At 65.1% G+C, this 17,898-nt stretch carries 11 protein-coding genes, 1 tRNA gene and 1 pseudogene; 8 read left to right on the top strand and 5 right to left on the bottom strand.

Translation table 11 applies throughout. From position 1 onward, the window contains the following. The 5 genes and pseudogenes from DY926_RS17875 to DY926_RS12845 all read right to left on the bottom strand — a co-directional run. Positions 1 to 519 (bottom strand): annotated as a pseudogene (locus DY926_RS17875) (hypothetical protein); the annotation flags it as partial. Further along, positions 519 to 1,250: an LPS export ABC transporter periplasmic protein LptC gene (gene lptC, locus DY926_RS12860; RefSeq protein ID WP_116703730.1), complete on the bottom strand. Its 732-nt coding sequence runs from the start codon at positions 1,248 to 1,250 to the stop codon at positions 519 to 521. The gene lptC and the pseudogene DY926_RS17875, both read right to left, overlap by 1 nt. Continuing rightward, positions 1,247 to 2,302: a KpsF/GutQ family sugar-phosphate isomerase gene (locus DY926_RS12855; protein ID WP_116703729.1), complete on the bottom strand. Its 1,056-nt coding sequence runs from the start codon at positions 2,300 to 2,302 to the stop codon at positions 1,247 to 1,249. Before DY926_RS12855 ends, lptC begins: the two co-directional genes overlap by 4 nt. A gap of 46 nt (positions 2,303 to 2,348) precedes the next feature. After that, the gene (locus tag DY926_RS12850) at positions 2,349 to 2,996 is read right to left on the bottom strand and encodes a ribonuclease D (RefSeq protein WP_116703728.1); all 648 of its coding nucleotides are present in this window, start codon (positions 2,994 to 2,996) and stop codon (positions 2,349 to 2,351) included. A 246-nt stretch (positions 2,997 to 3,242) separates the two neighbouring features. Further along, a tRNA-Leu gene (locus DY926_RS12845) sits at positions 3,243 to 3,329 on the bottom strand. 241 nt (positions 3,330 to 3,570) lie between these two features. Here DY926_RS12845 and DY926_RS12840 point away from each other — a divergent pair. The 8 genes from DY926_RS12840 to greB all read left to right on the top strand — a co-directional run bounded on the left by DY926_RS12840 (position 3,571) and on the right by greB (position 17,825). Further along, a complete protein-coding gene (locus DY926_RS12840; protein ID WP_116703727.1) occupies positions 3,571 to 4,473 on the top strand; it encodes a complex I NDUFA9 subunit family protein in 903 nt (300 codons plus the stop codon). Between the two features lie 154 nt (positions 4,474 to 4,627). After that, complete coding sequence (locus tag DY926_RS12835; RefSeq protein WP_116703726.1) at positions 4,628 to 6,082, top strand: NAD(P)-dependent oxidoreductase; 1,455 nt, start codon at positions 4,628 to 4,630, stop codon at positions 6,080 to 6,082. Between the two features lie 5 nt (positions 6,083 to 6,087). Further along, on the top strand, positions 6,088 to 10,617 hold the full coding sequence (gene gltB, locus DY926_RS12830; RefSeq protein WP_408886064.1) for a glutamate synthase large subunit: 4,530 nt from the start codon (positions 6,088 to 6,090) through the stop codon (positions 10,615 to 10,617). Positions 10,618 to 10,813: 196 nt separating this feature from the next. Next, positions 10,814 to 12,664: a M3 family oligoendopeptidase gene (locus tag DY926_RS12825; protein ID WP_116703724.1), complete on the top strand. Its 1,851-nt coding sequence runs from the start codon at positions 10,814 to 10,816 to the stop codon at positions 12,662 to 12,664. Continuing rightward, a complete protein-coding gene (locus tag DY926_RS12820; protein WP_116703723.1) occupies positions 12,645 to 14,036 on the top strand; it encodes an ABC1 kinase family protein in 1,392 nt (463 codons plus the stop codon). Before DY926_RS12825 ends, DY926_RS12820 begins: the two co-directional genes overlap by 20 nt. 69 nt (positions 14,037 to 14,105) lie before the next feature. Next, on the top strand, positions 14,106 to 16,352 hold the full coding sequence (gene uvrB, locus DY926_RS12815) for an excinuclease ABC subunit UvrB (RefSeq protein WP_116703722.1): 2,247 nt from the start codon (positions 14,106 to 14,108) through the stop codon (positions 16,350 to 16,352). 46 nt (positions 16,353 to 16,398) lie between these two features. Further along, on the top strand, positions 16,399 to 17,292 hold the full coding sequence (locus tag DY926_RS12810; RefSeq protein ID WP_116703733.1) for an aldose 1-epimerase: 894 nt from the start codon (positions 16,399 to 16,401) through the stop codon (positions 17,290 to 17,292). Beyond that, positions 17,286 to 17,825 (top strand): transcription elongation factor GreB, encoded by a 540-nt coding sequence (greB, locus tag DY926_RS12805; protein ID WP_186336171.1) that lies wholly within the window; start codon positions 17,286 to 17,288, stop codon positions 17,823 to 17,825. The genes DY926_RS12810 and greB overlap by 7 nt, the downstream gene beginning before the upstream one ends. The last annotated feature ends 73 nt before the right edge of the window (positions 17,826 to 17,898 follow it).

Genomic DNA, 17,898 nt, shown 5'->3' with positions numbered 1-17,898 from the left:
GGGCATGTCCTGCGGCAGCGTATCGGATGATGTGGCGAGGCTGGTATCCACGTCCGGGTCGGTGGGTGCTGCGGAACCGGACGAAGGCTGGGTCGGGGGTATCGCGGGTGGCGTGGCCTGATCCGTTGCGGGTTGCGCCGTATCATCCACGATATGGGGGCGGCGGGTCTCGACCGGCGGGGCAATGCCCAGATGGGCGGAAAGCGGGGCGTCGGAGCCGGGCGGCTGTGGCTGGGCGGCGGCGGGCTGCCCCGTTGTGGCCGTGCCGGGCGCGGTTTCCTTCTTGCGGTAATAGGCGACAAGACGGTCGGCGCGCACGGTCAGGTCGCCCCGGGTGGCCTGCGCCTGGTCATAGGCGGTGACGGTCTGCGCGTTCTGGTCCCAGTTGAAGCCACCGGCGGCGGTGACATTGATCTGCTGCCCCTGGGACATGTCCAGCCCCTGCGCCATGGCCGCGCCCGGCGCGATCAGTCCGAGCAGGATGCCGCCCAGTGGCAGGTGAAGGGTTACGCGCGCCATCAGTTCGCTCTTTCCGCTGCGTTGAGGACCATGCGGCCGGGGCCGCGAAACATCATGATGCCGCCGCGCGCATCCAGCATGCAGCCCGCCGCGTCCAGCACGCCCAGCGGCCCTTCGGCATGTATCCAGCTATCGGACACGATGATGTTGTGGCGCATGTCCATATCCGCGCTGGGGCTGAGCAGGATGGTTCCATCACTGCGGTAGAGTGTCACGTCGTGCGTCAGGTCCAGCATCTGGCTGTGCTGGATGTACACGCCATCACGCGCCGTGACATACATCCAGTTCCGGCTGTCGAGCAATATGTCCGCCGCCGCGTTGCTCAGGTCGATCCGTTCGGGCGGGTTCTGGCGGGCCTCATCGGCGGTAATCATGTAAGGGTGGCCGTGGTCGTCCAGCCCGCGATAGGTGGGGTTGAGCATGCTGCCGCTTTTCACGCGCACCTGGCTCATCTGCGCCATGGTGCCGGTATGCATGATCACCGCGCGCTCGACAGCGGGCCATGCCGCGATGGAGCCAAGCAGCACAAGGGCCAGCAGCGGCAGCACCCATTTGGCCGAACGCAGGATCGTCTGCCGCCGCGCGAGGGATTCGGCATCAGGCAGCAGCCGTGCCCGCCCGGAGGGGTTGAAGATGCTGCGCTGGCGCTCGATATCGGCGGCGCTGCGGCTGTAATCCTCGCGCTGGATCGGGGCGGGATCGTTTTCCCTGTCTTCAGGCCGTTCGGTCATGCAACGCCGGCGCGCAGCAGGTCATGCAGGTGCACGATGCCAACCGGGTGCCCAGCCTCGTCCAGTGCGAAGATGCTCGAGATCGGGCGCGGGCGGTCGTTCATGATGCGCAGCGCCTCGGCCGCCAGCACGTCCGGCCCGATGGTCTGCGGGGCCGTGTTCATGATGTCGGCGGCACAGGTGTTGCCCAGGTCCTGCTCCAGCGCCAGACGCAGGTCACGGTCGGTGATCAGGCCGATCAGCCGGTTGTTCTCGTCCACCACACCCATGCAGCCAAAGGTCTTGCGGGTCATTTCCATGATCACCTGCCGCAGCGGCATGCTGGGCGGCCCCAGCGGCATGTGCTTGCCGTGGTGCATGAGTTCATGAACGCGCCGCAACTGGGTGCCAAGGCGACCACCAGGATGGAAAACGCCAAAGTCATTGGCGTTGAACCCCCGGCGCTGCAGCAGCACGATGGCCAGCGCATCGCCCAGCGCAAGCTGCATGGTGGAGCTTGTGGTGGGGGCCAGCCCGATAGGGCAGGCCTCGGGCGCGCGGGGCAGGAGCAGCACGATGTCCGCCGTGCGGGCCAGCGTGGATTCCGTGCGCGATGTCATGGCGATGAGCAGCAGCCCGAAACGGCGCGCGTGCGAGATGATGTCCGCCAGTTCCGCCGTCTCGCCCGAATTGGAGATGGCGAGGACGGCATCCCCCTTCTGCAGCATGCCCAGATCCCCGTGCGAGGCCTCGGCCGGATGCACGAAAATGGCTGGCGTGCCGGTGGAGGCCAGCGTGGCCTGGATCTTGCGCCCGATATGGCCGGATTTGCCGATGCCCGTCACCACCACCCGCATGTTGTCCGACAGGATGCGCTCAACCGCCGTGACAAAGGCCGCGCCCAGCCCGTCACCTGCATCGGGGCCGGAGGCTTCCAGCGCCGTTATCATTGCCTGCAGGCCGGCGGCTTCGGTACGCAGCACATTGCAGGCCTGTTGCAGCATGTTATGGCGCGACTGGGCCTGGCTTTCGCCATTCAGGGTGGTGAGGGAGGGGGGGAGGCTGCTGTTCATGCCCGACCTTATCGTCGTAAAATATCCGCCCGGACCGGGTGCGTGCTCAGGCGGCCCTGTGGGCGAAAATGTCGGGTTCCACGTAACCGAGGATATCAAGGCGGGCGCGGGCAGGCAGGAAATCATAGCAGGCCTGCGCCAGCTCACGCCGCCCCTCGCGGTGCAGGAGCGCTTCCAGCTTTTCCCACAGCGCATGCAGGTAAAGCACGTCGGACGCGGCATAGGCCATCTGTTCGGGGGTCAGGTCGGGTGCTCCCCAGTCGGAACACTGCTGCTGCTTGCTCAGTTCCACCCCGATCAGTTCACGGCACAGATGGGCCAGCCCGTGGCGGTCGGTATAGGTACGCACCAGCTTGGAGGCGATCTTGGTGCAGATGGTGGGGGCCACCGTAATATCCAGCGTGTATTGCAGGATCGCAACGTCAAACCGGGCAAAATGCATGAGCTTGGTCAGGTCGGGACGGGTCAGCACGCGCACCAGGTTGGGGCAGTCCCCCGCCGTGGTGCCCGCGGGCATCTGGACCAGGTGGGCATGGCCGTCACCACCGGAAAGCTGGACGAGGCACAGCCGGTCCCGGTGCGGGTTCAGGCCCATTGTTTCCGTATCAACAGCGACAGCACCGGAAAACGTCACATCGGCGGGCAGGTCGCCACGATGGAAGTGGATGCGGTCGGATGTCGGGCTTGCAGCCATCAGGAAAATGCTCCGTCACGATATTCGGTTCACGGTGGCAGGTCTGGAACGCAACCGCAAGCAAGGCAAGCCGTTCCGTTATCGCCCCATCGGATGCCGCCGGGTGGGGCTGTACGTTATCTGTGTATTCGTGGGCGGTTTACACCAATTTGAACCGGCGAACAGGCAAAAAGATAACGGGACAGTCCCCTGCGGGCTGTCCTGACCGGCCCCCGGAGGGGTGTGCTATCCATTAATGTAGAGAGATGGTGCCCAGAAGAAGACTCGAACTTCCACGACCTTGCGGCCACAGGTACCTGAAACCTGCGCGTCTACCAATTCCGCCATCTGGGCTCAGAGGCTCCCCGGCAGAGCGCCGGGGTGGTGTGAGGCGGTTTCTAGTCTGGCTGGGGGGAGCGGTCAACAGGCTAAATGCATTTTTTTGAAATCAGGCGCATTTTTTTTCATCCGCCCCGTGGCGCAGGCACGGCGGGGCAGGAAAATGGGCTGTCTCCACCCGCCGGAAAGTGCGAAAAACATGGTGGTGGACCATCACGGCCCCAATTCAGGCACAACCCCAATGCAGGAGCAGACTATGACGCGCAGGGTAGCGACGGTTTTTGGCGGGAGCGGGTTTGTGGGGCAGCCCGTGGTCGGGCGGCTGGCGCGTGCGGGCTATGTGGTGCGCGTGGTGGGGCGCAGCGCGGCCATGGCGGCGCGGCTGCGCATGCTGGGTGATGTGGGGCAGGTGGTGCCGGTGGTGGGGTCCGTGACCGATGAGGCCGCCTGCGTCGCCGCGATCGAGGGGAGCCACCTTGTCATCAACCTCGTGGGCATCCTCTCGCCACGCGGGGCCGCCACGTTCGAGGCAATCCATGTGGAGGGGGCGGGACGCATCGCGCGGCTGTGCGCGGCATCGGGGGTGGAACGGCTCATCCATATTTCCGCTCTGGGCGCGCAGGCGGACAGCCCTTCGGCCTATGCGCGCAGCAAGGCGGCGGGGGAAGCCGTTGTCAGCCAGTACATGCCCGAGGCGGTGATCGTGCGCCCCTCCCTCATATTCGGGCAGGGCGGGTCATTTCCCAATATGTTCGCGCGCATGGCCCGGCTGCTGCCGGTCATGCCGGTCTTTGCACCCGACACCCGTTTCCAGCCGGTATGGGTGGGGGATGTGGCGGAGGGGATTTTCCGTCTCGCCGGGCATGATGACGTGGCGGGCGCGATTTTCGAGTTCGGTGGCCCGCAGATCCTGACCATGCGCGAGATCGTGGCCTGGGCCATGCGCTGGGGTGGCCACATGCGGCCGCTTTTCGCGGTGCCGCACTGGCTGGCCGGTATCCAGGCCGCGGTGCTGGAGCGTCTGCCCGGCAGCCTGCTGACCCGTGACCAGCTCCGCCTGCTTCAGGTCGATAATGTCGTCGCCCCCGGCGCGCGCACCATCGAGATGCTGGGCATTACCCCTTCACCCATGGAACTGGTCCTGACCGACGCGCCCTGAGGCCGGAAATTTTGCGATTTTCCGGCTAATTACGCCATAAGGTCAGTACTTCTGTCTTTTATTGGGGCGAGGTGTTGCGTAGATCAGTGCCCGTCGCGGGGCGCGTACTGCGTCCGTCGCGTCCTTCACCTTCACGCAGACCGGGGGCAGACCGATGGCCGAGCGCATGCTGAAATTCGTCTCTGTGGCGCAGGAGCAGCCGGACAAGCGGCCTGCCGAGGCGCGCCGCAAGGACTTTAACGAAATTTATGCGCCGTTCGCCACGGAAATGGCGGAAAAGCAGGCTTCGCGCTGTTCGCAGTGCGGCGTGCCGTTCTGCTCGGTGCACTGCCCGCTGGGCAACAACATTCCCGACTGGCTGATGATGACGGCGGCGGGCCGGCTGGAGGAGGCCTATGAGATTTCCTCCGCCACCAACACCTTCCCCGAAATCTGTGGCCGCATCTGCCCGCAGGACCGCCTGTGCGAAGGCAACTGCGTGATCGAGCAGGGCTTCGAGAGCGTGACGATCGGCGCGGTGGAACGCTACATCACCGACAACGCCTTTGATAACGGCTGGGTCAAGCCCGTGACCCCGCTGTCCGAGCGCACGCAGAGTGTCGGCATCATCGGTGCCGGTCCCGGTGGTCTGGCCGCCGCCGTGCAGCTGCGCGAGATGGGCTATCAGGTCCATGTCTATGACCGCTACGACCGCATTGGCGGCCTGCTCATGTACGGCATCCCCGGCTTCAAGCTGGAAAAGGACATCGTGCTGCGGCGGCACAGGCTGCTGGTGGACTCGGGCATCACCTTCCACCTTGGCAAGGACGTGGGTGATAAGGACGGGGCGGACACCATCGCGTTCTCCACCCTGCGCGCCCGCCATGACGGCGTGCTGGTCGCGACCGGCGTTTACAAGTCGCGTGACATCGGCGGCCCGGGCGCAGGGCAGGGCGGCATCGTGCGCGCGCTGGATTACCTGACCGCGTCCAACCGCGTCTCGCTGGGTGACAGCGTGGCCGATTATGACAGCGGTGAGCTGAACGCCGCAGGCCGGTCGGTCGTGGTGATCGGTGGTGGCGATACGGCCATGGACTGCGTGCGCACCGCCATCCGGCAGGGTGCGAAGTCGGTCAAGTGCCTGTACCGCCGTGACCGCGCCAACATGCCCGGCTCCGTGCGTGAGGTGAAGAACGCCGAGGAAGAAGGTGTCGAGTTCGTATGGCTCGCAGCGCCGCTGGCGTTCGAGGGCGACGGCACGGTAACCGGCGTGCGCGCCAGCCGCATGAAGCTGGGCCTGCCCGACGCCAGCGGCCGCCAGTCGGTCGAGCCGGTGGAGAACAGCGCGTTCACGCTGGAGGCCGATCTGGTCATCAAGGCGCTGGGCTTCGACCCCGAGCCGCTGGCCACCCTGTGGGGGCAGCCGGAGCTTGAGGTCTCGCGCTGGGGCACGCTCATGGTGGATCGCAAAACATTCATGACCAGCCTGCCGGGCGTATTCGCGGCGGGCGATATCGTGCGCGGGGCCAGCCTTGTGGTGTGGGCGATCCGTGACGGACGGGATGCGGCGGCGCAGATGCACCGCTGGCTTGAGGAAACGATGGCGGCGCAGGCCGAGGTGGCGGAGTAAGCATGATGGACCAGATTGAACGGCAGCCCACCGATTTCGTGCAGGAATGGGAAGACAACGCGAAAGCCATCTCCGGCCTGTATGACCCCACGCAGGAGCATGATGCCTGCGGCGTGGGTATGGTCGCGGCCCTTGATGGCAAGCCCCGGCGTGATGTGGTCGAGGCCGGTATCGCGGCGCTGAAGGCCGTGTGGCACCGTGGCGCGGTCGATGCCGATGGCAAGACCGGCGATGGCGCGGGCATCCATGTCGAGATCCCGCAGGACTTCTTTGCCGATGCCATCCACGCGGGCGGGGCCGAGAGCGGCGTGGACAGCCAGATCGCCGTGGGCATGATCTTCCTGCCCAAGACCGACATCGCGGCACAGGAACGCTGCCGCCAGATCATCGAGAGCGAGATCCTCGCCTTCGGTTACAGCATCTATGGCTGGCGCCAGGTGCCGATCAACACCGAATGCATTGGCGAGAAGGCCAACGCCACCCGCCCTGAAATCGAGCAGATCCTGATCCGCAACCTGCCCGGCAGCGCGGAAGAGGAATTCGAGCGCGACCTGTACGTCATCCGCCGCCGGATCGAGAAAAGTGCCATCGCCAACCAGGTGGACCTGTACGTCTGTTCGCTGTCCTGCCGGTCGCTGATCTACAAGGGCATGTTCCTGGCCGAGCACCTGACGGTGTTCTACCCCGACCTGCTGGACCCGCGTTTCGTCAGCCGCTTCGCGATCTATCACCAGCGCTACTCGACCAACACCTTCCCCACATGGAAGCTGGCCCAGCCGTTCCGCCGCCTTGCCCATAATGGTGAGATCAACACCATCTCGGGCAACGTCAACTGGATGAAAAGCCACGAGACGCGGCTGGCCGATCCCGTGCTGGACCCGTTCATGGAAGACCTGAAGCCCGTCGTGCAGGCGCAGGGTTCGGATACCGCGTGCTTTGACAACGTGTTCGAACTGCTGACCTTCGCCGGGCGTGACGCGCCCATGGCGCGCTGCCTCATGATCCCGGCCAGCATCGGCGGCAATTCCGCCATGACGCAGCGCCACAAGGACATGTATTCCTACTGCAACGCCGTGATGGAGCCGTGGGACGGCCCGGCCGCGCTGTGCGCGACCGACGGGCGTTGGATGGTGGCGGGCCTTGACCGCAGCGGCCTGCGCCCCCTGCGCTACACCATCACGGGCAGCGGCCTGCTGATCGTTGGCTCCGAGACCGGCATGGTCAAGGTGCCCGAGGCCGACATTGTCAGCCGTGGCCGGCTTGGGCCGGGGCAGTCGCTGGCGCTCGACCTCAAAGATGCGAAGCTGTACGGCAATGACGAACTGCTCGACCTGCTTTCGGGCCGTCAGGACTTTTCAAGCTGGGTGAAGCGCACGCAGGAAATCTCCTCCATCGTGCGCCCCGACGGCAGCGAGCCGGTGCTGTATGATGCCGAGACCCTGCGCCGCCGCCAGCTTGCCGTGGGCCTGACGCTGGAAGACCTCGAGACGATCCTCCAGCCCATGGTGGAGAACGCGGCCGAGGCCATCGGCTCGATGGGTGATGATACGCCGCTTGCGGTGCTGTCCGACCGTTATCGTGGCCTTGCGCACTACTTCCGCCAGGCGTTCAGCCAGGTCACCAACCCGCCCATCGACAGCCTGCGTGAAACACGGGTCATGAGCCTGGTGACGCGGCTGGGCAACCTTGGCAACATCCTTGAGGAAAGCGAGACGCAGTGCGACCTGCTCCAGCTTCCCTCCCCGGTGCTGACCACGGGTGAATTCCAGGCGCTGGTCGAGTTCTGTGGCAAGGATAGCTGCATCATCGACTGCACCTTCCCCGCCGATGAGGGCGAGGCCGGACTGCGCGCCGCCATCGCCCGCATCCGCGCCGAGGCCGAGGACCGTGTGCGGCAGGGCTGCACCCATGTCTTCCTGACCGATGAGCACCAGTCGGGTGAGCGCGCCTATATCCCGATGATCCTGGCCACGGCGGCGGTGCACACCCATCTGGTGCGCCAGTCGCTGCGTACGTTCACCTCGCTCAACGTGCGTTCCGCCGGGGCGCTGGACGTGCACGCCATCGCGGTCACGATCGGGGTGGGCGCCACCACGGTCAACCCGTACCTGGCGCAGGAAAGCATTGCCGACCGGCATCGTCGGGGCCTGTTCGGCAACCTGTCGCTGTCCGATTCGGTCGAGCGGTACCGCAAGGCGGTCAACAAGGGCCTGCTCAAGATCATGTCCAAGATGGGCATTTCCATCGTGGCGTCCTATCGCGGCGGGTACAATTTTGAGGCGGTAGGCCTGTCACGCGCCCTGACGGCGGAATTCTTCCCCGGCATGCCCTCGCGCATTTCCGGCATCGGGCTGACGGGCATCGCGCGCAACGTGCTGAGCTTCCACAACAAGGCGTGGAACCGGCAGGTGGAATCCCTGCCCGTGGGCGGGCGCTACAAGCTGCGCCGCAGCGGGGAGACCCATGCGTTCGACGGCAACATGATCCACATGCTCCAGACGGCGGTGGCGACGGGCAGCTTCTCCACCTACCAGCGTTATGCGGATGCGGTGCGCCGCCAGCCGCCGGTGGCGCTGCGCGACCTGCTGGACTTCCGTGGCGGGCGCACGCCCATCCCCGTGGAATCGGTCGAGAGCATTACCGAACTGCGCAAGCGCCTGATCGCGCCGGGCATCTCCCTTGGCGCGCTCAGCCCCGAAGCGCACGAGACCCTGTCCATCGCCATGAACCGCATTGGCGCCAAGTCCGATTCGGGCGAAGGGGGCGAGGACCCGGCACGCGCGAAGCCGCGCCCCAATGGCGATAACGCATCATCCGCCATCAAGCAGATCGCGTCGGGCCGTTTTGGCGTGACCGCGCAGTACCTCAATGACTGCCGCGAGATCGAGATCAAGATGGCGCAGGGCGCGAAGCCGGGCGAGGGCGGGCAGCTTCCCGGCTTCAAGGTCACGGGCCTGATCGCGAAGCTGCGCCATGCGACCGAAGGCGTGACCCTGATCTCGCCGCCGCCGCATCACGACATCTACTCGATCGAGGATCTGGCCCAGCTCATCTACGACCTCAAGCAGATCAACCCCGAAGCCACCGTGACCGTGAAGCTGGTCGCGCGTTCTGGCATCGGCACGATCGCCGCGGGCGTTGCCAAGGCCAAGGCCGATGCGATCCTGATCTCGGGCCATTCCGGTGGCACCGGGGCCAGCCCGCAGTCCTCGGTCAAATATGCGGGCATGCCGTGGGAACTGGGCCTGGCGGAGGCGCATCAGGTGCTGATGCTCAACCGCCTGCGCCACCGCGTGAAGCTGCGCACCGATGGCGGCCTGAAAACCGGGCGTGACGTGGTGATCGCCGCCATGCTGGGGGCCGAGGAATTCGGCATCGGCACGGCCAGCCTCGTGGCCATGGGCTGCATCATGGTGCGTCAGTGCCACTCCAACACCTGCCCGGTGGGCGTGTGCACGCAGGATGATGAACTGCGCCGCAAGTTCGAGGGCACGCCGGAGAAGGTGATCAACCTGTTCTCCTTCATCGCGGAGGACGTGCGCAACATCCTCGCCTCGCTGGGCTTCACCTCGCTCAACGAGATCATCGGCCGCACTGACCTGCTGCACCAGGTGCTGCGTGGCGCGGACTATCTGGATGACCTCGACCTCAACTCGCTGCTCGCGCAGGCGGACCCCGGCCCCTATGGCCGCTTCTGCACGCGTGAAGGCCGCAACGAGGTGCCCGAGACGCTGGATGCGCAGATGATTGCCGATGCGCGCCCGCTGTTCGACCATGGCGAGAAGATGCAGCTTCAGTACAACGTGCAGAACACGCATCGCGCCATCGGCACGCGCATTTCCTCGCTTATCGTGCGGCAGTTCGGCATGGCCACGCTGGCGCCGGGGCATTTGACCGTGCGGCTGCGCGGCTCGGCCGGGCAGTCGCTGGGGGCCTTTGCGGTGCAGGGCCTGAAGCTTGAAGTGCTGGGGGATGCGAACGACTACGTGGGCAAGGGGCTTTCGGGCGCGACCATCGTGGTGCGGTCCTCGCCTTCCTCCAGCCTCGTGTCGAACGAGAACGCGATCATCGGCAACACGGTGCTGTATGGCGCGACGGCTGGTGCGCTGTATGCGGCGGGGCAGGCGGGTGAGCGCTTCGCGGTGCGTAACTCGGGTGCGACCGCCGTGGTCGAGGGCTGTGGCTCCAACGGGTGTGAATACATGACCGGCGGGCTGGTGGTGATCCTGGGCGAGATTGGCGACAATTTCGGCGCGGGCTTCACCGGCGGCATGGCCTTCGTCTATGACGCCAGCGGCAGCTTTGCCGAGCGCGTGAACCCCGATACGGTCATGTGGTGCCGCGTGCAGGACCCGAAATGGGAAGCGGTGCTGCGTGAGCAGGTCGAGACCCATGCCCGTGAGACCGGAAGCCGCTATGCCGAGCTGCTGCTGCATAACTGGGACCGGACCCTGCCGCGTTTCTGGCAGGTGGTGCCCAAGGAATATGCACGTGTCATCGGCTTCGAGGCCCCGGCCATGGCGAAGGGCGCCTGACCGCAGACAGGCATCAAACCGTAGGGAATGGCGGCGGAGCCGGGCAGCAATGTCCGGCTCCGTCTGTTTTTAGGGCCGAATTGAGGCATGTGGGGTCGCACGCCGTGGCATGACGCACTAGATTCATGACAATGAGAATCGCGGGGCCGGTGCGCAGGCGCAGGTTTCGCCCGATCTGATGGGTGGTGCTCGATAAATGTCCAAAGCGAATTTTTCCGCCTTCGTGGCGGGTGCTGCCGCTGTTTCCACCGTGCGGGAGGAAGCGGGCCAGACCTCCGGTGGGCCTGCGCTTGCGGGCCTGCCGCGGTGGGATCTGTCGGACCTGTATGACAGCCCCGACTCCCCCGCGCTCACCACCGACCTTGATCAGGCGGATACGGATGCGCAGGATTTCGCGCGCGTGTGGCAGGGCCGTCTGGCCAGCCTGAAGGGCGATGAACTGGCGCAGGCCATTGCCGAATACCAGCGCATTGACGAGGTGCTGGGCCGGGCCGGTTCCTATGCCCAGCTCCTGTTCGCGGCCAATACGTCGGATTCGGGTGTCGGGCGTTTCGCGCAGTCGATCAATGAGCGGCTGACCGCCATTTCCACTCACCTGCTGTTCTTCACGCTGGAAATCAACCGCATCCCCGATGAGGTCCTGAGCACCCAGATGCAGGACCCGGCGCTGGCGCACTGGGCGCCGTTCCTGCGCGACCTGCGGGTTTTCCGGCCCTACCAGCTTTCCGATGAGGTCGAGGCCGTCCTGCACGAGAAATCGGTCACGGGTGCGGCGGCATGGAACCGCCTGTTTGACGAGACGATGGCCGACATGCGGGTGCGGCTGGGTGGCGAGGACGTGACGCTGGGCAATGCGCTCGATGTCATGTCCAGCCCCGACCGCACCCGGCGCGAGGCCGCGGCCCATGCCATTGGCGATGTGCTGGGCCGTAACGTGAAGCTGTTCTCGCTGATTACGAACACGCTGGCCAAGGACAAGGGCATCGTGGACGGGCTGCGCCATTACCCCCGCCCGACCTCGGCGCGCAACTGCGCCAACATGGTCGAGGACGAGGTGGTCGATGCGCTGGTGCAGGCCGTGACCGAGGCCTATCCCCGCCTGTCGCACCGCTATTACGCGCTCAAGGCAAAGTGGCTGGGGCTGGAAAAGCTGGAATACTGGGACCGCAACGCCCCGCTGACCACGCAGGACGAACCGCTGATCCCGTGGCGTGAAGCCACCGGACAGGTCATGGCGGCGTATGAGGGCTTCGACCCCCGCATGGGGGAGGTGGCCCGGCAGTTTTTCGACCATGCATGGATCGACGCCCCGCCCGTGCCCGGCAAGGCCTCGGGCGCGTTTGCCCACCCCACCGTGCCGTCAGCACATCCGTACCTGCTGCTCAACTACCGTGGCCGCACGCGTGATGTGATGACGCTGGCCCATGAGCTGGGCCATGGCGTGCATCAGGTACTGGCGGGCGCGCAGGGCTACCTCATGTCCAACACGCCGCTGACACTGGCCGAGACCGCCAGCGTGTTTGGCGAGATGCTGACCTTCCGTGCCCTGCTCGATGCCCAGACCGATCCCGCCCGCCGCAGGCTCATGCTGGCGGCCAAGGTGGAGGACATGCTCAACACCGTGGTGCGCCAGATCGCCTTCTACCGTTTCGAGACACTGGTGCATGATGAACGCCGCAGCGGTGAACTGCTGCCCGCGCGCATTGGGGAAATCTGGCGGCAGACGCAGGTGGAAAGCCTTGGCCCGGCCTTCAACTTCACGCCGGATTATGATGCGTACTGGACCTATATCCCGCACTTCATCCATTCGCCGTTCTATGTCTATGCCTATGCTTTTGGCGATTGCCTGGTAAACGCGCTATACGGGGTTTTCCGGTCCGGGCATCCCGGTTTTCAGGACAAGTACCTGGACATGCTCCGGGCTGGCGGGACCAGGCGGCATCGCGAGCTTCTGGCCCCCTTCGGGCTGGACGCGGCGGACCCGGGATTCTGGCAGAAGGGGCTGGACGTGGTCGCCGGATTTATTGATGAGCTGGAGCGTGTCTGACGTGGCGGATGAACGGAATCTCGACAATACCGGCCTGTTTGGCGAATTCCGCCGCATGGTGCGCACGTCGGGCACGGTTGGTGGCATCGCGGCCCGTATCGCGGGCCACAAGATGGGGTTCAGGTCCAACCAGCATATCCATGCCGAAGACCTGAAAAGCGTGCTGGGGGGGCTCAAGGGGCCGCTCATGAAGGGCGCGCAGCTTCTCTCCACCATTCCCGGCGCCCTGCCGGAGGAATATGCCAAGGAGCTGGCCCAGCTTCAGGCCAATGCGCCCGCCATGGGCTGGAATTTCGTGCGCCGCCGCATGTCCGCCGAGCTGGGGCCGAACTGGGAGCGCAATTTCCGCGCTTTCAGCCGCGAGGCCTCGGCCGCCGCAAGCCTTGGTCAGGTCCACCGCGCCATCCTGCCCGACGGGCGGGAGGTGGCGTGCAAGCTGCAGTACCCCGATATGCGCTCGACCGTGGAATCCGACCTCAAGCAGTTCCGCATGGCGGTCGGGCTGTTCTACCGGCTGGACAGCACCATCCGGCAGGATGACGTGCTCGACGAACTGCAGGACCGGCTTTACGAGGAACTCGACTACCAGCGCGAGGCCGCGAACATGCGGCTCTATCGCCTCATGCTGGGCAACGAGTCCGATATCACCGTACCCGCCCCCATCGATTCGCTATGCACCCAGCGCCTGCTGACCATGGAATGGGTGCATGGCCGGGGCATCCAGAAGGTGCTGGACACCAACCCCCCGCAGGAAGCGCGTGACCGTATGGCGCGTGCGCTGTTCCGTGCATGGTATGTGCCGCTGTATCGCTACGGCGTCATCCATGGCGACCCGCATATGGGCAACTTCACCGTGCGTGACGATTACGGCATCAACCTGCTGGATTTCGGCGCGATCCGCATTTTCCCCTCCAGTTTCGTGCAGGGCATCATCGACCTGCACAAGGCCATCGAGACGGATGACGAGGATCTGGCCTATCAGGCCTATCAGGCATGGGGCTTTACCAACATGTCGCGCGATACGATGCGCGTGCTCAATGAATGGGCGCGCTTCATCTATGGCCCGCTGCTCGATGACCGCGAACGCTTCATTCAGGAAGATAACGACCCGCAATATGGCCGTGCCGTGGCCGAGCGTGTCTATGCCGGGCTCAAGCGCACGGGGGGCGTGCAGCCGCCGCGTGAATTCGTGCTGGTGGACCGTTCTGCCGTGGGGCTGGGCAGCGTGTTCCTGCGGCTGGGGGCCAAGGTCAACTGGCACCGGCTGTTTCAGGAAATGGCGGCCGATTTTGATGAGGCCCGCCTTGCGCAGCGCCAGGCCGATGCCCTGCGTGAAGCCCGCGTGCCGCCCCCGCTTGGCACCACGGCCTGAGCGGGCAGGGGCAGCCCGCCCGCACGCGGCCCTTGCGCCGGGGCGGGTTTGTCCCCATTTTCTCTAGTCATGGCGAAAGCATCCCGCAGCAGGAAAAAGACGACCGACATTGACCCGGCGGACAACCCCGTCCTGTTCCAGCCGGAACGGCAGGCGGCAAAGCCCAAGGTCAATACATTCCGGGTTACCTCGCCCTATGAACCCGCAGGCGACCAGCCCACGGCCATTGCCGAGCTGGTCCAGGGCGTGGAGGCAGGTGAGCGCGATCAGGTCCTGCTGGGCGTGACGGGTTCGGGCAAGACCTTCACCATGGCTAAGATCATCGAGGCCACGCAGAAGCCCACCCTCATCCTCGCGCCCAACAAGACGCTGGCTGCCCAGCTTTATGCGGAAATGAAGCAGTTCTTTCCCGATAACGCGGTCGAGTATTTTGTCAGCTATTACGATTACTACCAGCCCGAGGCCTACGTGCCCCGGTCCGATACGTATATTGAAAAAGACAGCCAGATAAACGAACAGATCGACCGCATGCGCCATGCCGCCACACAGGCGCTGCTGGAGCGTAACGATGTCATCATCGTGGCCTCGGTTTCGTGCATTTACGGTATCGGCTCGGTCGAGACCTATTCGCGCATGGTGGTCAAGCTGGAGGTCGGTGGCGAAATCGACCGCGACATGCTGATAAAGGGGCTGGTCGAACTGCAGTACCGCCGCAACGATGCGGCGTTCCAGCGCGGCACCTTCCGCGTGCGGGGCGAGACGATTGATGTTTTTCCCGTCCAGAACGAGGACCGGGCATGGCGCATCAGCCTGTTTGGAGACGAGATTGACGAGATCACCGAATTCGATCCGCTGACGGGGGAAAAGACCGGCGATCTGGAAGCCATCAGCATTTACGCCAACAGCCATTACGTCACCCCGCGCCCCACGCTGACCCAGGCGATAGGCGGCATAAAGCAGGAACTGCGCGATACGCTGGCCACCTTCACCGCCGAGGGCAAGCTGCTGGAGGCCGAGCGCCTGCAGCAGCGCACCACCTTCGATCTGGAAATGATCGAGACCACCGGCGTGTGCAAGGGGATCGAGAACTATTCACGCTACCTGTCCGGCCGCGCGCCGGGTGAGCCGCCGCCCACGCTGTTTGAATACCTGCCCGAAGATGCGCTGCTGATCGTGGATGAAAGCCACGTGACCGTGCCGCAGATCGGCGGGATGGAACGCGGGGACCATGCGCGCAAGTCGGTGCTGGCGGAATTCGGTTTCCGCCTGCCGTCCTGCCTCGACAACCGGCCCCTGACCTTTGCCGAATGGGATTCCTACCGCCCGCAGACCGTATTCGTCAGCGCCACCCCCGGCCCGTGGGAGATGCGGCGCACGGATGGCGTGTTTGCCGAGCAGGTCATCCGCCCCACCGGGCTGATCGACCCCATCACCATCGTCCGCCCCGTGGAGCATCAGGTCGATGACCTGCTGGCCGAATGTCGGCAGACCATTGCCGATGGCGGGCGTGTGCTGGTCACGACCCTGACCAAGCGCATGGCCGAGGACCTGACCGAATACATGAACGAGGCAGGGATTCGCGTGCGCTACCTGCATTCGGACGTGGATACGCTGGAGCGCATCGAGATCATCCGCGACCTGCGCCTTGGCGCGTTCGACGTGCTGATCGGCATCAACCTGCTGCGTGAGGGGCTGGACATTCCCGAATGTTCCCTCGTCGCCATTCTCGATGCCGACAAGGAAGGTTTCCTGCGCTCGCGCACCTCGCTCATCCAGACCATAGGGCGTGCGGCGCGTAACGTGGATGGGCGCGTGCTGCTCTATGCCGACAAGATGACCGACAGCCTGCGCTACGCCATTGAGGAGACGGCCCGCAGGCGTGAAAAGCAGAGCCTGTGGAACACCGAGCACGGCATTACCCCGCAATCGGTGCGCAAGCAGATCGGTGAGGTGATTTCCTCGGTCTTCGAGCAGGATTACGTCACCGTCGCCCCCACGGCGGATGGCAGCGTGCAGGAAATGGTCGGCAAGGATTACAAGGCCGCCATAGCGGATCTGGAAAAGAAGATGCGCGAGGCCTCGGCCGAACTGGAATTTGAAACCGCCGCCCGCCTGCGTGACGAGATCCGCAGGCTCGAAGCCCTGGAACTGGGCATGGTCCCGCCCCCGCTGCCGCAGTCCAGCGCGGGCAGGCCCGGCACCAGCCCCAAGGCGATCGCGCGCCGCAACCGTGGCGGCCCGGTGCCGCTGGGGCCGGGCGGGGGCGGTTATGACCCACAACAGGCAAAAGGCAGGGGAAAACGGCGTGGACGGTAGGAGCCCATCTTTCAGTATTCCCTGCACCGGCCAGCGTGAGCGTGAAATCTCGGCCACCGTGGAGCTTAACGCGGGGGGCGCCACACTGGGGCTGATGCCTGATGTGGGCGGCAGCATCGCCTTCTGGCGGGCGGGCGGCATGGATTTCCTGCGCCCGGTCATTGACCCGCATCTGGTGGCACAACACGGGCGCGCGGTGGCGGGGTATCCGCTGGTGCCGTTTTCCAACCGGATCGCTGGCGACCATTTCCGTTTCGACGGGGTGGATTACCATCTGACCCCCAGCTTTGCGGGGGAGAACTGCGCCATACACGGCAATGGCTGGCAGCGGCGGTGGCGACTCGACATGCTGTCCGACAGCAGCGCCACGCTCAGCCTCGACCATGTGCCCGTGCGTGAACTGGCGGGCCAGTGGCCGTTCAGCTACCGCGCGCAGCTACGCTATGACCTGCGTGAAAATGGCCTGTCCATCGGGATCATGGTGGAAAACGCCGATACGCGCGACCAGCCCGTAGGCATGGGCTTCCACCCGTATTTCCCGCGCCATTCGGGCCTGCGGCTGGGTTTCGTGGCGGGCAGCGTCTGGACCAACGGACCGGATCACATGCCCGCCCTGCGCGTCCCGGCGGAGGGGGAGTGGTCGTTCGCCCACATGCGCGACGCGGGCCATGCGCCCATCGACAACTGCTATGCCGGGTGGTCGGGCAGCGCCTTCCTGCGCTGGCCGCGTGAGGGATACGCCCTGACGCTGGAAAGCAGCCCGGAACTGCGGCATCTGGTGCTCTTCACCCCGCCGGATCAGCCCTATATCGGCGTGGAACCGGTCAGCAACATGAATGATGGCTTCAACCGCACTGTCATAGCCGATAGCGGTGTGCAGGTGCTGGCGCCGGGCCAGAAGATGGAGGGGCATATCCGCATGACGGTGTCCCGATGCTGAAGGCCCGCATGCCCGCTGCGCCCAAGGGTGCCGGTGGTGGTGGCACGGGCAGCCTGACATATTATATCACACCAGCCGGTGTCGCGGCCATGCGGACGGAACTCAACGCCCTGCTGCGCGATGAACGCCCGAAGATTGTTGAAATCGTATCGTGGGCGGCGGGCAATGGCGACCGTTCGGAAAATGGTGATTATCAGTATGGCAAGCGCCGCCTGCGTGAAATCGACCGCCGCATCCGCTTCCTCACGAAGCGGATCGACAACGCCATTATCGTCGATCCGGCGGCGCAGGCCCAGCGCGACCGGGTGTTTTTCGGGGCCACGGTCACATACGCGACCGAGGCGGACGAGGAACGGACGGTCACCATCCTCGGTGTGGACGAGGCCGACATGGCGGCGGGTCAGGTCAGCCTCGTATCCCCCGTGGCGCGTGCGCTCATGCGCGCCCGCGTGGGGGATGAAGTCAGGCTCATGACCCCGCGCGGCGAGGAAATGATCGAGGTCGTGGCCATCTCGTATCCGCCTTTGCCCTGATGGGGGCTGGCCGTGCGGCTGAAGGCATATTATGACGGTTAGTCGCTGAAGGTTTCAGTTCATGACACCCGGC

The organism is Komagataeibacter melaceti (genome assembly GCF_003403295.1).
In the GTDB taxonomy this organism is placed as follows: domain Bacteria; phylum Pseudomonadota; class Alphaproteobacteria; order Acetobacterales; family Acetobacteraceae; genus Komagataeibacter; species Komagataeibacter melaceti.
The sequence above is the reverse complement of the archived record's forward strand: the minus strand, read 5'-3'. Positions and strand labels throughout refer to the sequence as shown.

Excerpts from the sequence above, each read along its gene's own strand:
- lptC (WP_116703730.1), bottom strand. The coding sequence starts at position 1,250 with ATGACCGAACGGCCTGAAGACAGGGAAAACGATCCCGCCCCGATCCAG.
- DY926_RS12855 (WP_116703729.1), bottom strand. The coding sequence starts at position 2,302 with ATGAACAGCAGCCTCCCCCCCTCCCTCACCACCCTGAATGGCGAAAGC.
- DY926_RS12850 (WP_116703728.1), bottom strand. The coding sequence starts at position 2,996 with ATGGCTGCAAGCCCGACATCCGACCGCATCCACTTCCATCGTGGCGAC.
- DY926_RS12840 (WP_116703727.1), top strand. The coding sequence starts at position 3,571 with ATGACGCGCAGGGTAGCGACGGTTTTTGGCGGGAGCGGGTTTGTGGGG.
- DY926_RS12835 (WP_116703726.1), top strand. The coding sequence starts at position 4,628 with ATGGCCGAGCGCATGCTGAAATTCGTCTCTGTGGCGCAGGAGCAGCCG.
- gltB (WP_408886064.1), top strand. The coding sequence starts at position 6,088 with ATGGACCAGATTGAACGGCAGCCCACCGATTTCGTGCAGGAATGGGAA.
- DY926_RS12825 (WP_116703724.1), top strand. The coding sequence starts at position 10,814 with ATGTCCAAAGCGAATTTTTCCGCCTTCGTGGCGGGTGCTGCCGCTGTT.
- DY926_RS12820 (WP_116703723.1), top strand. The coding sequence starts at position 12,645 with ATGAGCTGGAGCGTGTCTGACGTGGCGGATGAACGGAATCTCGACAAT.
- uvrB (WP_116703722.1), top strand. The coding sequence starts at position 14,106 with ATGGCGAAAGCATCCCGCAGCAGGAAAAAGACGACCGACATTGACCCG.
- greB (WP_186336171.1), top strand. The coding sequence starts at position 17,286 with ATGCTGAAGGCCCGCATGCCCGCTGCGCCCAAGGGTGCCGGTGGTGGT.